We start from the raw sequence: 19,313 nt of genomic DNA on the forward strand, positions 1-19,313 counted from the left end.
CCCTGCGAATAGGTCGCGGGGTTTCACTGGAGGAAGGAAGCACATGAACAAATGCTATGCACTGGTCTGGAACGTATCCCAGGGCTGCTGGAACGTCGTCAGCGAAGGCAGTCGCAGGCGCGGCAAGCCCGCCGGCGCCAAGGCGGCGATCGCCTCCGCCCTGGCCCTGCTGGGCGCCACGGCCCTGGCTCCGGCCTATGCGCTGCCAAGCGGGGGAACGGTGGTCGGCGGGAGCGCGAACGGGGAGATACACCTGTCGGGCGGCAACAGCCTGTCGGTCAACCAGAAGGTCGACAAGCTGATCGCCAACTGGGACTCCTTCAGCGTTGCCGCCGGCGAGCGGGTGATCTTCAACCAGCCGAGCAGTAGCTCGATTGCCCTGAATCGGGTGATCGGTACCAAGGCCAGCGATATCCAGGGCCGGATCGATGCCAACGGCCAGGTCTTCCTGGTCAACCCCAACGGCGTGCTCTTCGGTCGCGGCGCCCAGGTCAATGTCGGCGGCCTGGTGGCTTCCACGCTGGACATCACGGATGCCGAGTTCAACGGCAACTCCTCCAGATACCGTTTCACGGGTCCCTCTACCAACGGTGTCCTCAACCAGGGAGGCGCCATCACCGCGGCGGAAGGCGGCAGCATCGCCCTGCTGGGCGCGCAGGTCGACAACCGCGGGACGGTCCTGGCGCAGATGGGCGGTGTCGGGCTCGGCGCGGGCAGCGACCTGACGCTGAATTTCGACGGCAACAAGCTGCTCGACATCCGCGTCGACGCCGGGGTCGCCAATGCGCTGGCAAGCAACGGCGGCCTGCTCAAGGCCGACGGGGGGCGAGTCCTGATGGCGGCCAGGACCGCCAATGCGCTGCTCAACACGGTGGTGAACTCCCAGGGTGCCATCGAGGCCCGTTCGCTGCGCGGCAAGAACGGGCGGATCGTGCTCGATGGCGGCCCGGACGGCAAGGTCATGGTGGGAGGCGCCTTGTCCGCCAATGCGCTGAACGGACCGGGGCACGGCGGCACGGTCGAGGTCCGGGGGCAGGCGGTGGAGGTGGCCCTGGGCACCCAGGTGAACACGCTCGCCAGCAATGGCCTCAACGGCACCTGGAAGATTGCCGCCGACAAGATCGACGTGCGCCCATCGGCGGTGTCGGATGGCGTCACCGTTCATGCCGACACCCTGTCGCGGAACCTGGCGAGCACCAATATCGAACTGGTTTCGACCAAGGGCGACCTGGACCTCGACGGCTCGGTGAGCTGGGCATCGGGCAACCGGCTGGGGCTGGGCTCCGCGGCCGACCTGACGCTGAATGGCAGGCTGAATGCCAGTGGCGCCAAGGCTGGGCTGGAGCTGAAGGCCGAAGGCGCTATCGATATCAATGACAAGATCGTTCTCGGCGGGGCTGGCAGCGCGCTGGCCATGGATGCCGGCGAAGGCCACCGGGTGAACGGCACGGCGTCGGTCTCCCTGGCCGGGGCCAACGCGACCTACGTCTCCGGCGGCTATTACTACACGGTGGTGCAGAACCTGGCGCAGTTGCAGGCGATCAACAAGAACCTGGACGGCCTGTACGTGCTCGGCGGCAATATCCTGGGCGGCAGCTATTACTGCACGGCACTGCAGTCCATCGGCGGGCCCGCCGGCGTCTTCAGCGGCACCCTGGACGGTCTCGGCAACAGCATCGGCAATCTCTCGATCAGCAACACCGGGCCGAATGTCGGGCTGTTCGCCCGCTCCTCGGGCACCCTGAGCAACCTGAAACTGAACAACCTGCGGGTATCCGATAACACCTACGGCTCCGGTCCGTCTTCGCTCGGCGCCCTGGTCGGGATCAACAGCGGGCGTATCGCCAACGTCAGCGCCAGCGGGGTCTCGGTCGTCGGCAGCCGACTGCGCTCCAACGCACTGGGCGGCCTGGTCGGGCGCAATATCAACGGGCAGATCACGAACGCATCCGTCAGCGGCGGCGTCACCGCTTATGCGGCGAGCACGGCGGTCGGCGGTCTGGTGGGGGAGAACTTCACCACCGCCTGGGGGCCGGAGGCGGTCATCGAGAACGCCCACAGCAACGTCCATGTGGCTGCACAGTCCACCGAGCGCAACAGCCTGGGCGGCGTCGGCGGCCTGGTCGGACTGAATGCGAAGGCCACGATCAGGGCGTCCGGCAGCCAGGGGAAGGTCGAGACCTACCGGCCCGGCCTGAACGTCGGCGGCCTGGTCGGCTACAACATGTTCGGCCACGTCTCCGATAGTAGCGCCAGCGGCCAGGTGGAGGCCGGCGGCGCGGGGTATACCGGCGGGCTGGTCGGCCTGAGTTCCGGCGGCGAGATATTCCGCTCGCAGGCGAGCGGGTCGGTGTACAGCAAGGGCGGCCTGGCGACCGGAGGGTTGATCGGCAAGGCAGAAGGCAACGGCATGCTCGGAAACCTGAAAGCCAGCGGCAGCGTCATGGACCAGGGGGGCGCGGATCTGGGCGGGCTGGTCGGCAACAACAGCCAGGGTGCCATCGAGACCGCCGAGGCGACGGGCAAGGTCAGCGGCGGCAGCAACAGTCGCGTCGGCGGGCTGATTGGACACAACCTCGGCGGTTCCGTCGCCCATGCGATCTCGCGCGGCGACGTGAGCGGCGGCTTCAACAGCCTGGTGGGCGGGCTCGTCGGCCACAACGGCGGCGAACTGGTCAACGTGGATACCAGCGGCAGGGTCAGCGCCGCTGCGAGTGCGTCGGTTGGCGGCCTGGTCGGCAGCAACGCCGGTTCGATCCTGTCGGCGCGCAGCAGCAGTACCGTCAACAGCGGCGGGCGCAGCCGCATCGGCGGCCTGGTCGGCGAGAACCAGATCCAGGGACGCATCGTTTCGTCCATGTCGGAAGGCACCGTCAGTGGCGACTACTACGTCTCCATGGGCGGGCTGGCCGGCGTCAACCTGGGATCGATCGAGTACTCCGGCGTCAGCGGCAAGATCGACTTCAAGCCTCAGTCCCATTACGGCCAGATCTACGGTGCGCAGGTCGGCGAGAACCATGGGGTCCTGGGCGGCAACTACGTGATCGGCGAGGCGGCGCTCCTGCCGCCTGCCGGTATCGACTACGGCAACATCTGGTAAGGCCGGCAGGGGAGGTCCCTGGCGGACCTCCCTTCCCGGCCGGGGCCGCTCTCGCCTGGAGTGTGGCCCTCTTCCGCAGGCGCAATCTTGGAGAGTTCCATGAGCATGAGGTTATTTCCCGGCCGCGTTTCCCTGCGCCGCCGGCTTGGCGCGCAGGCTCGGCAGGCGCTCGTTCTCGGCCTCTGCTGCCTGACCAGCGGCCAGGCCTGGGCCCTGAACGAGGTCGCCCTGAACTGCTCGTTCGGCAATGGCAAAGGCTTGCCCTGGCGTGTGGTGAACGAGCTGACCAGCGGCACGGCGAAAGGCACGGTGCTGTTCGCCAGGCCGGTGAGCCTGTTCCTGAGCTACAAGCCCCAGGCTTCCCAGGAGGCGCATGAGCTGGTCCTCGGGGGGAACTGGTCCGGGGTGGGCTATCCGGGGCCCTACGGCACGGTGGCGTCCGACGTCAAAGGCATCGGCTATCGGATCTCGGTGGATGCCCAGGACGGCGTCAAGCGGGTGATTCCGGTCGACAACCAGCCCCATGCGCTGGACAAGCGAGTCACGAGCTTTTCCGGAAGCACGACCAGCGACTACCTACAGGAACTGGTCCTGACGGTCGACCCCGGCGAGTTGCCTGCCGGCGACCTGAAGGTAACCAGCGTATCCGGCAGCGCCACCCTGAATCTCTGGGCGGTGGACAGGCTGAAGGGCGAAGCGTCCATCGGCAGCGTCCTGGCGGTGCCTGCGGACAACTACCCCACCGGGGTTTGCCGAAAGCCCTATTCGCTGATCGGCCCGGCCTCCATCGCTATCGGCGGCGGTCCCCCGCCACCGCCGATAGCGAAGAAATGCAAGGTCGAGGTGGGACGGGAAATCAACGTCAAACTGGGTAGCGTCGCGTTGAAGAACTTCCCGCGGGTCAACGACACCTCCACGGAGCGCTCCTTCGATATCTCTCTCAGCGAGTGTGCGGCGCTGGCCAAGCCGGAAATCGCTTTCCGCGACAAGTATGTCTCGGCGCAGCAAGCGGACCCGACGATCCTCAGCTTGAAGAGCGGCGGCGCGGCGGGGTTCGGCATCGTCGTGAAGAACGGCCTGGACCAGCAGCGGATACGTTTCGACGGCACGCCCTACCCGATGCGGCGTGTCGGCGACAGCGCCGACCTCCCGCTGAGTGCCGCCTACATCCGTATCGGCGCGGAGGGCGAATTGAAGGCCGGGGTCGCCGACGGCGCCGCCGAGTTCACGTTTACCTTCCCCTGAGCGGCGCCGCCGCTCTTTCCCCGGCGTTTCCCGCCCCGCCTCGGGAAGCGCCGTCGGCCGCTTTCGCGCCAGCCCTCGCGAAGGCTCGGCCCCTCACCTCCAGTGGTTGCAGATCGCCGAAGGCGCTCTGCATATCGCTCCGCTGCTCGTCCTGGGTCTCGTGCGCACATGCCATTCCCGCACGCGGAATACCGATATTGCGTATGGGCGAAGGCTTTCTGAGGGATATGCAAGTTTCCTCGGTAGGATTTCGCGCAAATAAACGAACGCTATTTTCCAGGCGATAGTTTCAGCTTGTCGCGGAACTCTTTTTTCAAACTTTTTGCTGCTCTGGCTTGTCCGTTTCGTATTTCATCGTTTTTCATAAGTGTCTACGTAGACGTTTTTTGGGGGCTGTTTCAAGTGTCTTTGTTGTTAGTTTACGAGGCGAAAAAATAGTAGTTTTACTATATTAAATATCGTCGGTTTCACTAGAAAATACACATGTTCACTTTGAACCGGGGCAGTGGCGTCGGCGGATTCCGGACCGCGCTTTCCTCCTTGCCGGCCGAGCGGCGGCCGCCTGCCTGCGGCAGGCATGACCGAGACCACAGGTTTCCTGGTAACGCTTTCGCCTGCCGTGTACCGCTTAAGGAGACGCAAGGATGTCCCTACATCGCATTCGCGTAATGGTTGCGGATGATCATCCCGCCATTTCGCTGGGTATTTCCTACGAACTGAGTCAGTGCGGTTCTTTGGAGATGCTCGGTCAAGTTTCCAATTCTACCGAGCTGATCGGTCGGCTCAACGAAGGCGACTGCGATGTCGTTATCGTCGACTATACGATGCCGGGCGGGAAATATGGCGATGGACTGGCATTGTTGTCATTGCTGCGGCGACGTTATCCGCATCTGCAATTGGTTGTCTTTACCATGCTGAACAATCCGGGCCTTATCCGGGCCATTCTCAAGCAGGGTATCAATTGCATCCTCAGCAAGTCCGACTCGACCAGTCACCTGCTGGCGGCGGTGAGCGCGGCCTATTCGCGAAACCAGTATTTCTCGCCGTCGATCAGGGACATCTTCGTCAACCAGGTGCTTTCCTCGCACAACGAACGGCTGACGCCCCGGGAGGCGGAAATCGTCCGTCTGTTCGGCTCCGGACTGACCATCACCGAAATCGCCGAGCGCTCGCATCGCAGCGTGCAGACCATCAGTACGCAGAAGGTCAGTGCCATGAAGAAGCTCGGCATCAAGCGCGATGCCGACCTCATCAGGTATGCGGCCGAGGGCTATTGCCGGATGCCCTGACGGATCGGCCCGCTTCACCAGGGCAGCGGCTGGTTCCGATAATCGACGAAGCGACAGGCATTCACGCCCGCGGCATCCTCCACCGCCGCGACCAGTCCGGCGGCGCTTTCCTCGACGCTCAGCGGCGCGCTGTCGCCGCCCATTTCGGTACGCACCCAGCCGGGATGCAGGAGCAACAGGCTGAACGGCAACTCCTCGAACTCGCCCTCCCAGCTGCGTACCAGGCTGTTCAGCGCCGCCTTGCTGGCGCCGTAGAGCGGCATCGTGGCCGACAGGCCCAGCGCCAGGCTGGCCATCTGCGAACTCATGAACGCCACCACGCCACCCCGGCTAACCCGCCCGGACAGTGCCCTGGCCAGGCGCAGCGGCGCGATGGCGTTGGTCAGGAATAGCTGGGCGGTCTGCTCGGCGTCGATTTCCGCCACATCCTGTTGCTGCGGGCCGTAGATGCCGGCGTTGACGATCAGGCGATCGATCCGCCGCTCGCCCAGCATCTCGCCAATGCGTTCGGCGCAATCGCGTTGGTTGAGGTCGCCGGTCACCGCTTGCAAGCGCTCCCCGGCCCGCTCCGCCAGTGCCTGTAGCCCGGGAGAGCCTTGCGGTCGCCGGGCGACGGCGAATACCTGTGCGCCGCGTTGCAGGAAGGCATCCGCCAGTCCCAGGCCGATGCCGCGCGAGGCGCCGACGATCAGAACGTTGTGCATGAGGTTCTCCGGGCGATAAAGCGGACAGGATACCCAAGCGCGTCCCGCTGCGGTAACCGCCGCGGCGACCGGCCGCGGCGGCCTCGACCTTACCGCATGGCGCTGCCGCCCAGGCCGGCGAGGTACAGGTCGAGCAGGCGGTCGTCGAACTCCGGCTCGCGCACGGCGCTCCCGCGCAGGTGTTCCTCGACGTTGGTGCAGTCCCAGAGATAGGTATCCTGGTACAACTCGACGGTGCTGCGGCCGGCGTACATGTTGTCGCGGAACATACTCAGCAGGGGATAGAGCGGGGCGTCGCGATTGTCTTCCCAGAGACTTACCCAGTCGTCGAACGGCATCTGCCGGAGGGGACGCCCGGCGCGTCGCCCGAGACGGTCGAAGAACTCGTCCAGGGTCAGGCAGCGCGGAATGCTCGGCACCAGGTTGAATTTCTTGCCCAGCGCCGAAGGCTGGCGGGCGATGACGCTGATCGCCTCTACCATGTAGTCCACCGTGGTCAGGCCCTCGCGCAGCTCGCGCAGGAGCGGCACGGCCCGGTACTCCAGGCAGGTCCGCGCCAGCCGGCTCCACCACTGGTAGTCGGCATGGGCGCCGGTACGGCTGTGGCAGGTGGCGTAGCCGAGGCGGAAGGTCATCAGCGGCAGGCCGCGTTCGGCGGCGAGGTCGGCGATCTTTTCCATCACCCATTTGCTGCGCACGTAGCCCATGTCGGTGACCACCGCCGGCAGGTTCTGGTCGATGTCGTCGTCCTCGCGCATCAGGCGCTTGCCGGTATGCAGGTGGCCCCAGCTGTACACCGAGATGCTCGACAGCAGCATCAGCGGCTTGCAGCGGCCGCTGGCGCAGAAGCGCAGGACCTGGCCGAGCCCCTCGACGTTGTCGCGCTTCATGTAGCTGTATGGCTGGATGAAGTTCACCGCGCTGGCGGAATGGAAGACCTGGTCGACGCTGCCGGCCAGCTCGCGGTAGGTTTCCGCCGGTAGTCCGAAACCTGGTTCTGCGAGGTCGGCGGCGTAGGCCCTGACCCGTCGCCAGTCCGACTCGGCGAGTTCGATGCGGTGCTGCCGGGCGGCCTGGCGCAGGCGTTCGAGGGCGTGGGCGTCGTTTTGCGCACGGACCGGACAATGCAGGTCGGCCTCGCGGCTGGCCAGCAGCTCGGCGAGCAGGTGGGCGCCCATCAGCCCGCTGGCGCCGGTGAGCAGGATGTGCCGTGGCGCGAGCAATTGGGCGGTGTCCATGGGCCGGCTGAAATCCACGTCGGCGGGCAGGCGCACGTCCCGTTGCAGCTCCTGGGCCGGTTCGCTGTCCAGCGCCGGCGGCGCTTCGCCGGCGCGCCGCGCCAGGCTGGCCGCCAGTTGGCGCACGCTCGGGGTGCGGTAGATGTCGTGGATGTAGGCACGGTTGCCGAAGCGTCGGCTCAGTTCGCGCACCAGGGCGGCGGCCAGCAGGGAATGGCCGCCGACCTCGAAGAAGCTGTCGTCCAGGCCGAAGTCGGTATGCCCCAGCACTTCCTGCCAGGCCAGAGCCACTTGCAGTTCGCCGGGAGTGCCGAAGCGTTGCTCGTCGAGTCGTTCCTGGCATTGTTCCTCCAGGCGTCGACGCAGGGCTTGGCGGTCGATCTTGCCGTTGACCGTGGTCGGCAGGCTGTCCAGCGACAGATAGCGGCTGGGCAGCATGTAGTCGGGCAGTTCCTGGCGCAGGGCGGTCTTGATGGCGGCGAGCACGGCCCTGGCATCGCCGCCCCGCTGGCGGGGGACCACGAAGGCGCTCAATTGCTGGCTACCGCAGCGTGGGTCGGCATGCGCCAGCACCACCGCGCCATGGATCGCCGGCTGGCGCAGCAGCGCGGCTTCGACGTCGCCGAGTTCGACGCGGTGGCCGCGGATCTTCACCTGGTCGTCCAGCCGACCGAGGAACTGCAGGCTGCCGTCGGCCAGCCAGCGGGCCTTGTCGCCGGTGCGATAGAGCCGGCGCCGCAGTGCCTGCGAGTAGTGGAAGCGCCTGGCGGTCATGTCCGGGTCGCGCAGGTATTCGCGCGCCAGGCAGACGCCCGCCAGGTTCAGCTCGCCGGGCCGGTCGCCATGGCAAGGCCGGTCGTCGGCGTCGAGAATGAATGCCTCGCAACCGTCGATGGGCGTGCCGATCGAGGCGGGCCGCCGATGAGCTTCGGCGTCGACGATGCGGCAGGTGGCGAAGACCGTGGCTTCGGTCGGGCCGTAGTAATCCACCACGGTATAGGGCAGCCCGCCGGTTGCGACCGGCGGCAGTTTTTCCCCGGCGCAGAACAGGTAGCGCAGCGCCAGCGACGGCGGAGCGGGTTGCTCCACCAGCGCAGGGACCATCACGGTAGGCGCGAAGGCATGGCTGATCCGCTGCTCGGCGAAGAATGCCAGCAGCGCCGCCGGGTCCGGGCGCACCTCGTCGGGCACCAGGTGGAGGCAGGCGCCTGCGCACAGGGTGGACCAGATTTCCCATTGGCAAACGTCGAAGCCGACGCCGGCCATCAGGGTGGTGCGGCTCCGTTGGTCCATCTCGAAGCGCCGGTTGTGCCAGTCCACGAGGTTGCTCAGGGAGCGGCTCTCGATCACCACGCCCTTGGGTTCGCCGGTGGTGCCCGAGGTGAAGATCACATACAGCGCTTCGCTGCCGTCGAGCGCCGGTCTCGGCGCGGCACCCGCCGCACTCGTCGCGAGCGCCTGTGCGATGACCTCCACCGGTTGCCCCGGCAGGTCCTCGGCCTGGGTGGCGAGGGCCACGGGGGCCTGGCACTGGCGGAGGATTTCCTGCTTGCGCCTGTCGGGTTGCCGACGGTCCACCGGTACGTAGGCCGCTGCGCACTTGGCGGCCGCCAGGATGGCGATGACCAGTTCGGCCGAGCGTTCGGCCAGCAGGGGCAGCCGCTCGCCCCGGGCGACGCCGCGCCTGGCCAGGTGGGCGGCCAGCCGGTCGCTGAGTCGGTCGAGTTCGCGGTAGCTGAACGAGCGCTCGCGATCGACGAGGGCGGGGCGTTCGGGATGGGTATCTGCGTGTTGCCTGAATAAGCCAAGAACAGAATCTTTCGACATGGCTGAGACTCCTGTCTTGCCGGTTGAAAAGACGTTATCCGTGGTTTTTCAGCGTATCGAGCGGGGACCAGGGGGAAGGCTGGCGATAGGCCTGGTCCAAGGCTAGCCCCGAGGGGAAATGCGGCAACTGCCATTTGGTACAGGGTAAGGGGGGCTCGCCGCCGGGGTCGCCAGGGGGCGCCCCGGACATTTTCGGCAGCGGGACCGGACTCAGTCCAGCTGGCCTTCCCGGTCGTCGAAGATCGCTTCTATCGCCAGTCCGAACACCCGGGCGAGCTTGAAGGCCAAGGGCAGGCTTGGGTCGTAGCGGCCGGTTTCGATGGCGTTCACCGTCTGCCGCGATACCTCCAGCTTTCCGGCCAGCTCCGCCTGTGACCAGCCGCGCTCCGCGCGCAACTCGCGAACCCGGTTCCTCATGCGTAGCGCCTCAGTCCCAGGACGCAGCCGATGGCCCAGAACGCGCCCATCAGGGGCCAGACGAAGAACATCGAGAGTTTCGGAAAGCCGGTGGTTTCGAGGAAACCGTAGGCGAAGGTGAGCAGGGCGGTGCCGACGAAGGCCAGGGCGAGGGCTTCGAGATGGATGCGCCGGGCCATTTCGTCGAGGCGCCGCAGGTAACGGATCACCACCAGCGCCAGGGCGACCATCGGTGGCACCGGCAGCAGGGCGAGGAAGACCCGGCCGGCGCCCGGTTCCGTGCCTGCCAGCAACTGGCCGCTGATCAGAACGGCAGCGGCATAGCCGACCAGCGCGAGAAGCAGTTCGAGGAAGAAACGTTTGTGGGTCATGGTTGAACCGTCCATGTAAAGGGGGCTTTACATTGGCCGGAATGCTCTTCTTTGTCAAGCAAGCTTTACATTCTCCATGGGCTTGCCTTGGCGAGGAGACTCGGGGATGGTAGCGGGCGGTCTCTGGGAGAACGGCGAAATGGCGACGGGCGACGAATTCGACGCGCTGCTGGTGGAAGCCGGCCGCACACCGATGCGCGGCTGGGAATACGACTATGGCGGACGCATCCGCCTGGAACCGCCGCCATGGGATTTCCCGGGGCGCATGCTGGAGCGCTGCCGGGCCGCCGCCAGCCTGCTGGACATGGGCACCGGCGGCGGCGAATGGTTGAGCCGGCTGCCGTATCGTCCGCCGCTCACCGTGGCTACCGAGGGCTGGGCGCCCAACCTGGAGATTGCCCGGGGTCGCCTGGAGCCCCTGGGCATCCGCGTGGTCGAGGTGGAGGGCGCGCCGGACAACCATCGCCAGGGCCGGGAGGGCGATGGCGGCGGGGCGTTGCCGTTCGCCGATGGCACCTTCGACCTGGTCGGCAACCGCCACGAGTCCTATCTGCCATCGGAGGTCCGGCGGGTGCTGGCGCCCGGCGGCTGTTTCCTCACCCAGCAGGTGGCCGGCGACTTCAACCGCGAGTTCTACGCGTTGCTCGGCGAACCGGCGCCGACGCCGGAGGCGCCGCATTGGAACCTGGGTTTCGCCCGGGCCCAGCTGGAGGCCGCGGAGTTGCCGCCGGTGGCAGGCGGCGAAGGTTGGGAGGTGTTGCACTTCGCCGATGTCGGCGCCCTGGCCTGGTACCTGTTGAACCTGCCCTGGGTATTTCCCGGTTTTTCCTTCAGGCGCCACCGCGAGCGCCTGCGCGGCCTGCACGAGAGCGGCAAGCCGCTGGCGGTGCGGCAGTTCCTCTTCTGGCTGGAGGCGCGCAGCCCCCAGGCCGCGCGCGGCTAGAGGAAGAGTCGCTTCACCAGCTCGGTGCGGCTGCGCGCGCCGGTCTTGCGGAACAGGTTGAGCAGGTGGGTCTTCACCGTCGGCAGGCCGAGTCCGAGGCACTGAGCCAGGCATTTGTTGCTGACGCCGTCGCGCAGCAGCAGGGCGATCTCCCGTTCCCTCGGTGTCAGGCCTTGCAGGCGCTCGGCGCTGGCCGTTGGCGTGGCGCATGCCTGCGCCGCCAGCTCCATCAGGCCATGCAGGGCGCGCAACTGTCGCAGCTCCTGGTCGGAGAAGGCCCCTAGGCGGGCGTCGCGCAGCAACGACAGGGCCGCCACCGGACGCTGATGCGCATGCGCCAGCACCTCGACCACGTCGCAGATCCCGTGGCGTCGCAGGAAGCCCTGGTACAGCGCGCTGTCCTCCGCGGGCTGGCGGGCGATGCCCTGGCGCAGCGGCACCACCGGCGAAACGCTGGCCAGGCAGTGGCGCGGCTGCAGCGGATCGTAGTCGCGGTAGTGGCGCAGGTAGTCGCGGTGCATGCCGGCCGGCATCCGCAGGAGCTGGAAATCGTGTGCGCGGCAGTCCTCGTCGATGCGATAGAACACGCACAGGCTGGCCGGTACCACCTGGGTGAAGGCCTGCATGCAGCGCGGGCCGAGGTCGGGCGACAGGGTCGAAGGCATGGCGCGGGACTCCCGTGGGACGAGGCGGCGGGACGTCCACTGTCCCGCCTGCCGGGCAGAATGTCCATGCCCCGGCGTGCCGTCTTGTCTCTCTCTGCCTGGCTTGGCAGGCAGCGGCAAGAAACCCGGCAGGCTGGAGCAAGCGAGCGGGGGAGCGGCGGGTCCAGAGTATTCCCGGGTAGTAGGCGCATGCATGACGCAGCGCCGTCGCCAAGCCGAGGAGCACACATGAGTATTGCCATCGACCCGTCCGTCAGCGCTTTCTTGCGCAGTCCCCATGGCCTGCTGATCGACGGTGAGTCCGGGCCGGCGCGTTCCGGCGCCGACATGCCGCTGTACGACCCGGCGACCGGCGCCGAGCTGGCGCGCGTGGCCCGCGCCGGCGCCGAAGACGTCGACCGGGCAGTCGCTGCCGCGCGGCGCGCGTTCGAAGGCAGCTGGGCAGGCCAGCGCCCGGCCGATCGCGAGCGCCTGCTGCTGCGACTGGCGGAACGGGTCGAGGCGCATGGCGAGCAACTGGCGCAGTTGGAAACCCTGAACAACGGCAAGTCGATCAACCTGTCGCGGGCTCTGGAGGTCGGCGCCTCGGTCGAGTTCATCCGCTACATGGCCGGCTGGGCGACCAAGATCGAGGGCCGCAGCCTCGACCTGTCGATCGCCGCGGTCCCAGGCGCGCGCTACCGGGCCTACACGGTGCCGGAGCCGGTGGGCGTGGTCGGAGCCATCGTGCCGTGGAATTTCCCCTTGCTGATGGCGATCTGGAAGATCGTCCCGGCCCTGGCCTGCGGCTGCACCGTAGTCCTCAAACCGGCCGACGAAACCCCGCTGACCGCCCTGCGCCTCGGCCAGTTGTGCCTGGAGGCGGGGATTCCACCAGGGGTGGTGAACATCGTCACCGGCACGGGCGCCGAGGCCGGCGCGGCACTGGCGGCGCACCCGGGCATCGACAAGCTGGCGTTCACCGGCTCGACCCCGGTGGGCAAGCTGATCGGGCATGCGGCGGTGGAGAACATGACGCGTTTTTCCCTCGAACTCGGCGGCAAATCCCCGGTGATCATCCTCGATGACACCAGCCTGGACATGGCTGCCGCCGGTTCCGCCGGCGCGATCTTCTTCAACCAGGGGCAGGTCTGCACCGCTGGCTCGCGCCTCTATGTGCAGCGCAAGCGTTTCGACCAGGTGCTGGAGCGCCTGGCGGCCATCGCCGGCGACCTGAGCATCGGCCCCGGCCTGGATCCGACCACGCAGATCAACCCGCTGGTCTCGGCCAGGCAGCAGGAGCGGGTGCTGGGGATGATCGAAAGCGGGGTGGCCGAGGGCGCCAGCGTGGTCTGCGGCGGGGCGCGCCAGGGCGAGACGGGGTTCTACGTGCAGCCGACGATCCTTGCCGACGTTACCCCGGGGATGCAGGTGGTGCGCGAGGAAATCTTCGGGCCGGTGCTGGTGGCGACGCCCTTCGACGATCTCGACGAAGCGGTGCGTCTGGCCAACGACAGCATCTACGGGCTCGGTGCGAGCATCTGGTCCAACGACCTGCGCCAGGTCATGGACCTGGTGCCCAGGATCAAGGCCGGCACGGTATGGGTGAACGCCCACAACCTGCTCGACCCGTCGATGCCGTTCGGCGGCTTCAAGCAGTCCGGCATCGGTCGCGAGATGGGCCATGCGGCGATCGAGGCGTACACCGAGAACAAGTCGGTGTGCATCGCCTACTGATATCGATGAAATCGGGGTGAGCCGATTCGTTCGGCTCTTTCGCTGCCCTCCGCGGCAGCCTTTTGTTCGACACGCTTCGCCTGCCGGCGGAGCGTACGGGACGCCGGCGCGTCCCGCAGGGCGCCTGGCGCGCCCTGGCAGGGCCTGACGCAAGAACAACAACAGCAACGCTGCCGTCGAGGATACGTCGATGTCCAACTCCAGACTCACCCAGCACCTGCTCCGCGGGCGGGTTGGTTTCCCCACCGCCCTGGCCAGTTCGGTCGGGTTGATCATGGCCAGCCCGGTGATCCTCACCGCCACCACCGGCTTCGGCCTGGGCGGCGGAACCTTCGCCGTGGCGATGCTGGTGGCGCTGCTGCTGATGCTGGCGCAGTCCACCACCTTCGCCGAGGCCGCCTGCCTGCTGCCGACCCGTGGCTCGGTCTACGACTACCTGTCGTGCGGCCTCGGGCGCTTCTTCGCGATCACCGGCACGCTGTCGGCCTACCTGATCGTCCATGTGTTCGCCGGCACCGCCGAAACCATGCTCAGCGGCACCATGGCGCTGGTCAACTTCGAGTCGCTGAATACCCTCACCGAGCCGGGCGGCGGCGCCTGGTTGGTGGGCGTCGGCATGGTGCTCTGCTTCGGCCTGCTGAATGCGCTGGGGATCACCGCCTTCGGTCGCGCCGAAGTGATCCTCACCTTCGGCATGTGGAGCACCCTGATGATCTTCGCCGTGGCCGGTCTGCTGCGCCTGCCCGCGGTGGAGTTGCAGGGCTGGTTCGGGGCCTCGATGGTCGGCGACGACCTGCCGACCCTGCTGTCGCTGGTGGGCATGGCGATGTTCATGTTCGTCGGTTGCGAATTCGTCACGCCGCTGGCTCCGGAGGTGCGCCACGCTTCGCGGACCCTGCCGCGGGCGATGGCCCTGGGGTTGGTCGGGGTGGCCTGCTGCATGTTCCTCTATGGCGCGGCGATGCGCCGGCAGGTGGAAAACCTCGACCTCGGCGGCGGCCTGCATCTGCTGGAGACGCCGATGGCGATCCCGCGATTCGCCGAGCAGGTGATGGGACCGTTCGGACGCATCTGGCTGGGCGTGGGCCTGCTGTTCGCCGGGGCCGCCACCATCAACACCCTGATGGCCGGCCTGCCGCGGATTCTCTACGGGATGGCGCTGGATGGCGCCTTGCCGAAGGCCTTCACCTACCTGCACCCGCGCTTCAAGACACCGTTGCTGTGCATCGCCGTGGCAGCGGCGATTCCCTGCCTGCACGCCTGGTGGCTGGGCGGCGACAGCGAAGGGATCATCCACCTGGTCCTGGCGGCGGTCTGCGCCTGGGGCACCGCCTACCTGCTGGTGACCCTCTCCGTGGTGCTGCTGCGCATCCGTCGCCCGGACCTGCCGCGCGCCTACCGCTCGCCGCTGTTCCCGTTGCCGCAGCTGTTCTCCAGCGCCGGAATCCTGCTGGGGATGTTCTACATCACGCCGCCGGGGATGAACCCCGCCGACATCTACCTGCCGTTCGCCCTGATGCTCGGCCTGGCGGCCGCCTACGCCCTGTTCTGGACCCTGTGCGTACAGCGGGTGAATCCGTTCCGTCCGCTGGCGGTGGAAGAGGTGCTGGAGAAGGAGTTCGCCGAAGAGGACCAGCAGCAGCGGGAGAGGGCGCATGTCCGCCTGGGCGCGCTGGTATGAGCGCCACTGGCGCGACTGGCGGCCAGCCGCCTATCGCCCCGGAGCCACCCTGGCCCTGGTGCGGCGCAACCTGGCTGCGTGCGACGGCGAGGCGCAGGACGGCAGGCTGTTGCTGCGTACGAAAGAGCTGAGCTTCGAGGTTCGCGAGCGGGTCCAGGCGCACCTGTTCATGCATATCGTCAGCACCGAGTTCAGCCTGTTCGTGGCGGCGCCTGGGGGGCCGCCGGCCAGCCTGGAGCTGCGTCACGCCGGTTGCTTGCGGCGTCGCGGCATCCTTTGCAAGGTGCGCAGCGGGAGCGGGCTCGAGCCGTTGCGGGAGGCCTTGCAGGGGGGCGACCGGGCCTTGCTGGAGCAACTCATGCCGCTGGACTTCCGGAGTTTGCGCCTCTGCCGCGACGACAGGGGCTGGACCGTGAGCCTGGAACACCTGGGGGCGTGCGAGGTGGTCAACCGCTTCCCCGCCTATCGCCGCTACATCCCCCTGGTCGCCGAGCAGCGCCTGGCCCTGCTGGGTGCCTTCGCCCAATTGCAGCGCCTGCTTTCTCCCGCCTGAACGGCCCTTGCCGGCTCTCCCGGATGCGTATCCGCCGGTCTATTTGCGCCAGCTTGTGGGTATATCGATAACATGTTAATAATTTCGGCAGCGCTGCGTGGCTTGGTAATTGCCGCGCCATACAACAATAACGATGGCCGTTGCCGTCAGGAGGTGCCCGGTGCATACCCTGTCTTCCGCACACAACAGCTTCGAAGCCTGGAACCAGGCGTTGCGCCAGGTCTGCGGGCGCTTCGAATCGCAGCCCGCGCTGAACCGGACGCTGTTCATCGGCGATATCTCGCGGCAGGACCTCGGCGGCCTGGAGCTGGCGCAGATCCGCACCAACGCCGGGCGCATCGCCCGCCAGGCCACCCATGCCGATCATGACGACGACCGTCACTGCTTCCTGGTCGTCCAGCGCAGCGGCCATGCGCAACTGCGCCAGGGTGGGGACAGCATAGAGCTGGCGCCAGGGGAAATGGCGCTGATGGACTCCGCGGGCGGCTGCGAGATCATTCCCCACGGACTCATCGAACACACCTCGTTCCATCTCTCCCGCGACCAGGTATGCCGGCACCTGCCACCCAGCCAGCGGGCCTTCGGCAAACTCTCGCCGAACTGCGCCAGTGGTCGCCTGCTCGGCCTGCTGGTGCAGCAGGTGTGCGCCGGAGAACTGCAACCGTGGGCGGTGGCGGACGAAGGCGGGGCGTTGCAGGAGGCGCTGATCGCCCTGCTCGGGCCGGCGTTACAGCACGCCGGCGAGGAATTGGAGGGACCGCTGGCCGGGCTCTATGGCTACAGTCTGCGCCGGCACGCGGAGCGTCTGATCGAGCAATCCCTGCGGGAGCCGCGCCTGAGTCCGGACATGCTCGCCGGCCGCCTGCGCATCTCGGTGCGCCAGTTGTACCGGTTGTTCGAGGAGCAGGGCGACAGCGTCTGCCGCTACATTCTCCGCCAGCGCCTCAGCCGCAGCGCCGCCGACCTTGGCAACCCCCGGCTGCGCGGCGAATCGATCACCTCCATCGCCTTCAAGTGGGGTTTCAGCGACTCGGCGCATTTCAGCCGGGCGTTCAAGAAGCAGTTCGAGGTTTCGCCCAAGGACTATCGGGCCGGCGCGCTACCGGCCTGACGCCGCCGCGCACTGCCATTCGTCCCGCCGATCCGCGCCGCTGGCGGAGCTGGCCCGGTGAATGCTTGACGCTTCACCGGAGGCACAGCAAGAATGCGGCGTGTCAGGTTGCATGAAAATAACGGCGGCGCTGTCCGGGGTACCTGCCGCGACAAGCAGCACCCGATGCCCGCACCTTTCATGTCGCCAGCGAGGCGCAGGATGTCATTGCCTTGGGGCGTGCGCCGCGTCGCTATTCACTATCAGATTTCGAGTGCCCCCCTACACCATGCGAATGCGCCTGATGCTTTTGGGCGGCGGTAATGCCCTTGGACAGGCGCTGATCCGCCTAGGGGCGGAGGAAGACATCGGTTTCCTCGCGCCCAGACCACCCGAGCAGGGCTGGGATGCCGCCAGCCTCACCACCCTGCTGGACGAAACGCGCCCCGACGCGGTGATCAACCTCGCCTTCTACCACGACTGGTTCCAGGCCGAGCAGGTCGAGGCGGAGCGCCTGGGCGCCCAGGAGCGCGCCGTCGAGCGCCTCGCGGAACTCTGCCAGCACTACGAGATCCTGCTGGTCCAGCCGTCCAGCTACCGGGTCTTCGACGGCGCCCGCGCCACCGCCTACAGCGAGAAGGACGAGACCCTTCCGCTGGGCCTGCGTGGCCAGGCGCTCTGGCGCATGGAGCAGAGCGTGCGCGCGGCCTGCCCGCGACATGTGCTGATCCGCTTCGGCTGGCTGCTGGACGAAAGCCCGAACGGCTTGCTGGGACGTTTCCTCAGCCGCGCCGAACAACCGCAGCCGCTGTTCCTCGCCGACGACCGGCGCGGCAACCCGACGCCGGTGGACGACGCCGCGCGGGTGGTGCTCTCGGTGCTCAAGCAGCTCGACTGCCAGGCGCCGCTGTGGGGCACCTACCACTACGGCGGACTGGAAGCGACCACCACCCTGGCGCTGGGGCAGGTGATCCTCAACGAGGCGCGTACCTATCGCTCCAACCTGATCCAGGAGCCTTCGGCGGAGGCCCATGCCGCGCGCCCGGACGCGCTCGACGAACCGCAGCACGCGGTGATGGTCTGCAAGAAGATCCTCCACACCTTCGGCATCAAGCCGCGCGCCTGGCGCGCAGGTTTGCCGGCTCTATTGGACAGGTACTACAGGCATGTTTGAACGCCCCATCCTGATCACCGGCGGCGCCGGTTTCATCGGCTCCCACCTGACCGACGCGCTGCTGGCGCGCGGCTACCGCGTGCGTGTGCTGGACAACCTGTCCACCGGCAAGCGCGACAACCTGCCCCTGGACGACGAACGGGTAGAGCTGCTCGAAGGCGACGCCGCCGACGCGGCGACCCTGGCGGCCGCCCTGAAGGGCTGCGCGGCGGTCGCCCACCTGGCCGCGGTCGCCTCGGTACAGGCCTCGGTGGACGACCCGGTCGCCACCCACCAGAGCAATTTCATCGCCACCCTGAACCTCTGCGAAGCGATGCGCGAGCAGGGCGTGAAGCGCGTGGTGTTCGCTTCCAGCGCAGCGGTCTACGGGCAGAACGGCGAAGGCACGGCGATCGACGAAGACACCCCGAAGTCGCCGCTGACGCCCTACGCGTCGGACAAGCTGGCCAGCGAGTACTACCTCGATTTCTATCGCCGCCAGCATGGGCTGGAACCGGCGATCTTCCGCTTCTTCAACGTCTACGGGCCGCGCCAGGACCCGTCCTCGCCCTATTCCGGGGTGATCAGCATATTCACCGAGCGCGCCCTGAAGGGGACGCCGATCACCGTGTTCGGCGACGGCGAGCAGACCCGCGACTTCATCTACGTCGCCGACCTGGTCGATTTCCTGGTCCAGGCGCTGGAGGCGACGGCGGTGGAGCCCGGGGCGGTGAACGTCGGCCTGAATCGCAGCATCAGCCTGAAGCAGTTGCTGGCGGAGATCGGTCAGGTGCTCGGTGGCCTGCCGCCGGTGACCCACGCCGACGCGCGAGCCGGTGACATCAGGCATTCGCGGGCGAACAACGAGCGCCTGCTGCGGCGTTTCCGCTTCGACCAGCCGACGCCGATGGGCGTGGGCCTGGCGCGCCTGCTCGGCCGCTGATCACCACCAGGGCTTGTTCAGCGCCAGGTAGAAGATCCCGCCCAGCAGGGCAAGGCTGAGGACGCTGAGCAGGCCCTTGCCGGGGCCCCGCGCCATCCGCAGGGCGAACGCCGCGCAGACGATGTAGCCCAGCAACAGCCCCAGCTTCGCCAGCAGCCAGAGCGGCAGCGGCCAGGGCATCGCCAGGTGCACCAGGCCGAGCGCGCTGAGCAGCAGCAGGGTGTCCACCAGATGCGGTCCCCAGCGGCGGATGCCGCTGGCCTTGCGCCCCGACCAGTTCCAGGCCAGGCGCCAGACGAACAGGGCGGCGCTGCTGAGGGCGAAGGTGATGTGCAGGGTCTTCAGCCAGAGGTACATGGGCCCGTTTCCGCAGGATGA

The 19,313-nt window shown here is 67.4% G+C and carries 16 protein-coding genes; 10 read left to right on the forward strand and 6 right to left on the reverse strand.

Going from position 1 to position 19,313, the window contains the following annotated elements; genetic code table 11:
- Window positions 1-43 precede the first annotated feature (43 nt).
- From VQ067_RS04530 to VQ067_RS04540, 3 genes are all read left to right on the forward strand, one after another.
- Window positions 44-3,100, forward strand: coding sequence for a two-partner secretion domain-containing protein (locus VQ067_RS04530; protein WP_033953202.1), 3,057 nt, complete (start codon window positions 44-46; stop codon window positions 3,098-3,100).
- A 99-nt stretch (window positions 3,101-3,199) separates the two neighbouring features.
- Window positions 3,200-4,345, forward strand: coding sequence for a fimbrial protein (locus tag VQ067_RS04535; RefSeq protein ID WP_033990633.1), 1,146 nt, complete (start codon window positions 3,200-3,202; stop codon window positions 4,343-4,345).
- Window positions 4,346-4,989: 644 nt separating this feature from the next.
- The gene (locus VQ067_RS04540; protein WP_003118222.1) at window positions 4,990-5,634 is read left to right on the forward strand and encodes a response regulator transcription factor; all 645 of its coding nucleotides are present in this window, start codon (window positions 4,990-4,992) and stop codon (window positions 5,632-5,634) included.
- Window positions 5,635-5,648: 14 nt separating this feature from the next.
- On the opposite strand, the gene VQ067_RS04545 is transcribed toward VQ067_RS04540, so the two are convergent.
- The 4 genes from VQ067_RS04545 to VQ067_RS04560 all read right to left on the reverse strand — a co-directional run bounded on the left by VQ067_RS04545 (window position 5,649) and on the right by VQ067_RS04560 (window position 10,191).
- Window positions 5,649-6,338 (reverse strand): SDR family oxidoreductase, encoded by a 690-nt coding sequence (locus VQ067_RS04545; protein WP_033990631.1) that lies wholly within the window; start codon window positions 6,336-6,338, stop codon window positions 5,649-5,651.
- Between the two features lie 89 nt (window positions 6,339-6,427).
- Window positions 6,428-9,403 (reverse strand): non-ribosomal peptide synthetase, encoded by a 2,976-nt coding sequence (locus tag VQ067_RS04550; RefSeq protein WP_033990629.1) that lies wholly within the window; start codon window positions 9,401-9,403, stop codon window positions 6,428-6,430.
- Between the two features lie 210 nt (window positions 9,404-9,613).
- Window positions 9,614-9,820, reverse strand: coding sequence for a helix-turn-helix transcriptional regulator (locus VQ067_RS04555; RefSeq protein WP_003093358.1), 207 nt, complete (start codon window positions 9,818-9,820; stop codon window positions 9,614-9,616).
- Complete coding sequence (locus tag VQ067_RS04560) at window positions 9,817-10,191, reverse strand: hypothetical protein (RefSeq protein ID WP_003093356.1); 375 nt, start codon at window positions 10,189-10,191, stop codon at window positions 9,817-9,819. The genes VQ067_RS04555 and VQ067_RS04560 overlap by 4 nt, the downstream gene beginning before the upstream one ends.
- Window positions 10,192-10,297: 106 nt before the next feature.
- On the opposite strand from VQ067_RS04560, the gene VQ067_RS04565 reads away from it, so the two are divergent.
- Entirely contained in the window at window positions 10,298-11,134 is an 837-nt protein-coding gene (locus tag VQ067_RS04565; RefSeq protein ID WP_003132375.1) for a class I SAM-dependent methyltransferase, read from the forward strand.
- Here VQ067_RS04565 and VQ067_RS04570 read toward each other — a convergent pair.
- Window positions 11,131-11,799: a helix-turn-helix transcriptional regulator gene (locus VQ067_RS04570; protein WP_003132377.1), complete on the reverse strand. Its 669-nt coding sequence runs from the start codon at window positions 11,797-11,799 to the stop codon at window positions 11,131-11,133. The two genes, VQ067_RS04565 and VQ067_RS04570, sit on opposite strands and share 4 nt — an antisense overlap.
- A gap of 228 nt (window positions 11,800-12,027) precedes the next feature.
- Between VQ067_RS04570 and VQ067_RS04575 the strand changes: the two genes are divergently transcribed.
- The 6 genes from VQ067_RS04575 (at window position 12,028) to VQ067_RS04600 (ending at window position 18,935) form a co-directional block, all read left to right on the forward strand.
- On the forward strand, window positions 12,028-13,515 hold the full coding sequence (locus VQ067_RS04575) for an aldehyde dehydrogenase family protein (RefSeq protein WP_003159318.1): 1,488 nt from the start codon (window positions 12,028-12,030) through the stop codon (window positions 13,513-13,515).
- Window positions 13,516-13,705: 190 nt separating this feature from the next.
- A complete protein-coding gene (locus tag VQ067_RS04580; protein WP_009877049.1) occupies window positions 13,706-15,196 on the forward strand; it encodes an APC family permease in 1,491 nt (496 codons plus the stop codon).
- Complete coding sequence (locus tag VQ067_RS04585) at window positions 15,171-15,749, forward strand: DUF3156 family protein (protein WP_023092428.1); 579 nt, start codon at window positions 15,171-15,173, stop codon at window positions 15,747-15,749. Before VQ067_RS04580 ends, VQ067_RS04585 begins: the two co-directional genes overlap by 26 nt.
- A gap of 160 nt (window positions 15,750-15,909) precedes the next feature.
- The gene (gene feaR, locus VQ067_RS04590) at window positions 15,910-16,860 is read left to right on the forward strand and encodes a transcriptional regulator FeaR (protein WP_023092429.1); all 951 of its coding nucleotides are present in this window, start codon (window positions 15,910-15,912) and stop codon (window positions 16,858-16,860) included.
- Between the two features lie 268 nt (window positions 16,861-17,128).
- Window positions 17,129-18,013 (forward strand): dTDP-4-dehydrorhamnose reductase, encoded by an 885-nt coding sequence (locus tag VQ067_RS04595; protein ID WP_003113045.1) that lies wholly within the window; start codon window positions 17,129-17,131, stop codon window positions 18,011-18,013.
- Window positions 18,006-18,935: an NAD-dependent epimerase/dehydratase family protein gene (locus tag VQ067_RS04600; RefSeq protein WP_003093339.1), complete on the forward strand. Its 930-nt coding sequence runs from the start codon at window positions 18,006-18,008 to the stop codon at window positions 18,933-18,935. Before VQ067_RS04595 ends, VQ067_RS04600 begins: the two co-directional genes overlap by 8 nt.
- On the opposite strand, the gene VQ067_RS04605 is transcribed toward VQ067_RS04600, so the two are convergent.
- Entirely contained in the window at window positions 18,936-19,292 is a 357-nt protein-coding gene (locus VQ067_RS04605; protein WP_003159320.1) for a SirB2 family protein, read from the reverse strand.
- Window positions 19,293-19,313: the final 21 nt, after the last annotated feature.

The sequence above is a fragment of the Pseudomonas sp. KBN12P06040 genome (assembly GCF_037574965.1).
GTDB lineage: Bacteria > Pseudomonadota > Gammaproteobacteria > Pseudomonadales > Pseudomonadaceae > Pseudomonas > Pseudomonas aeruginosa.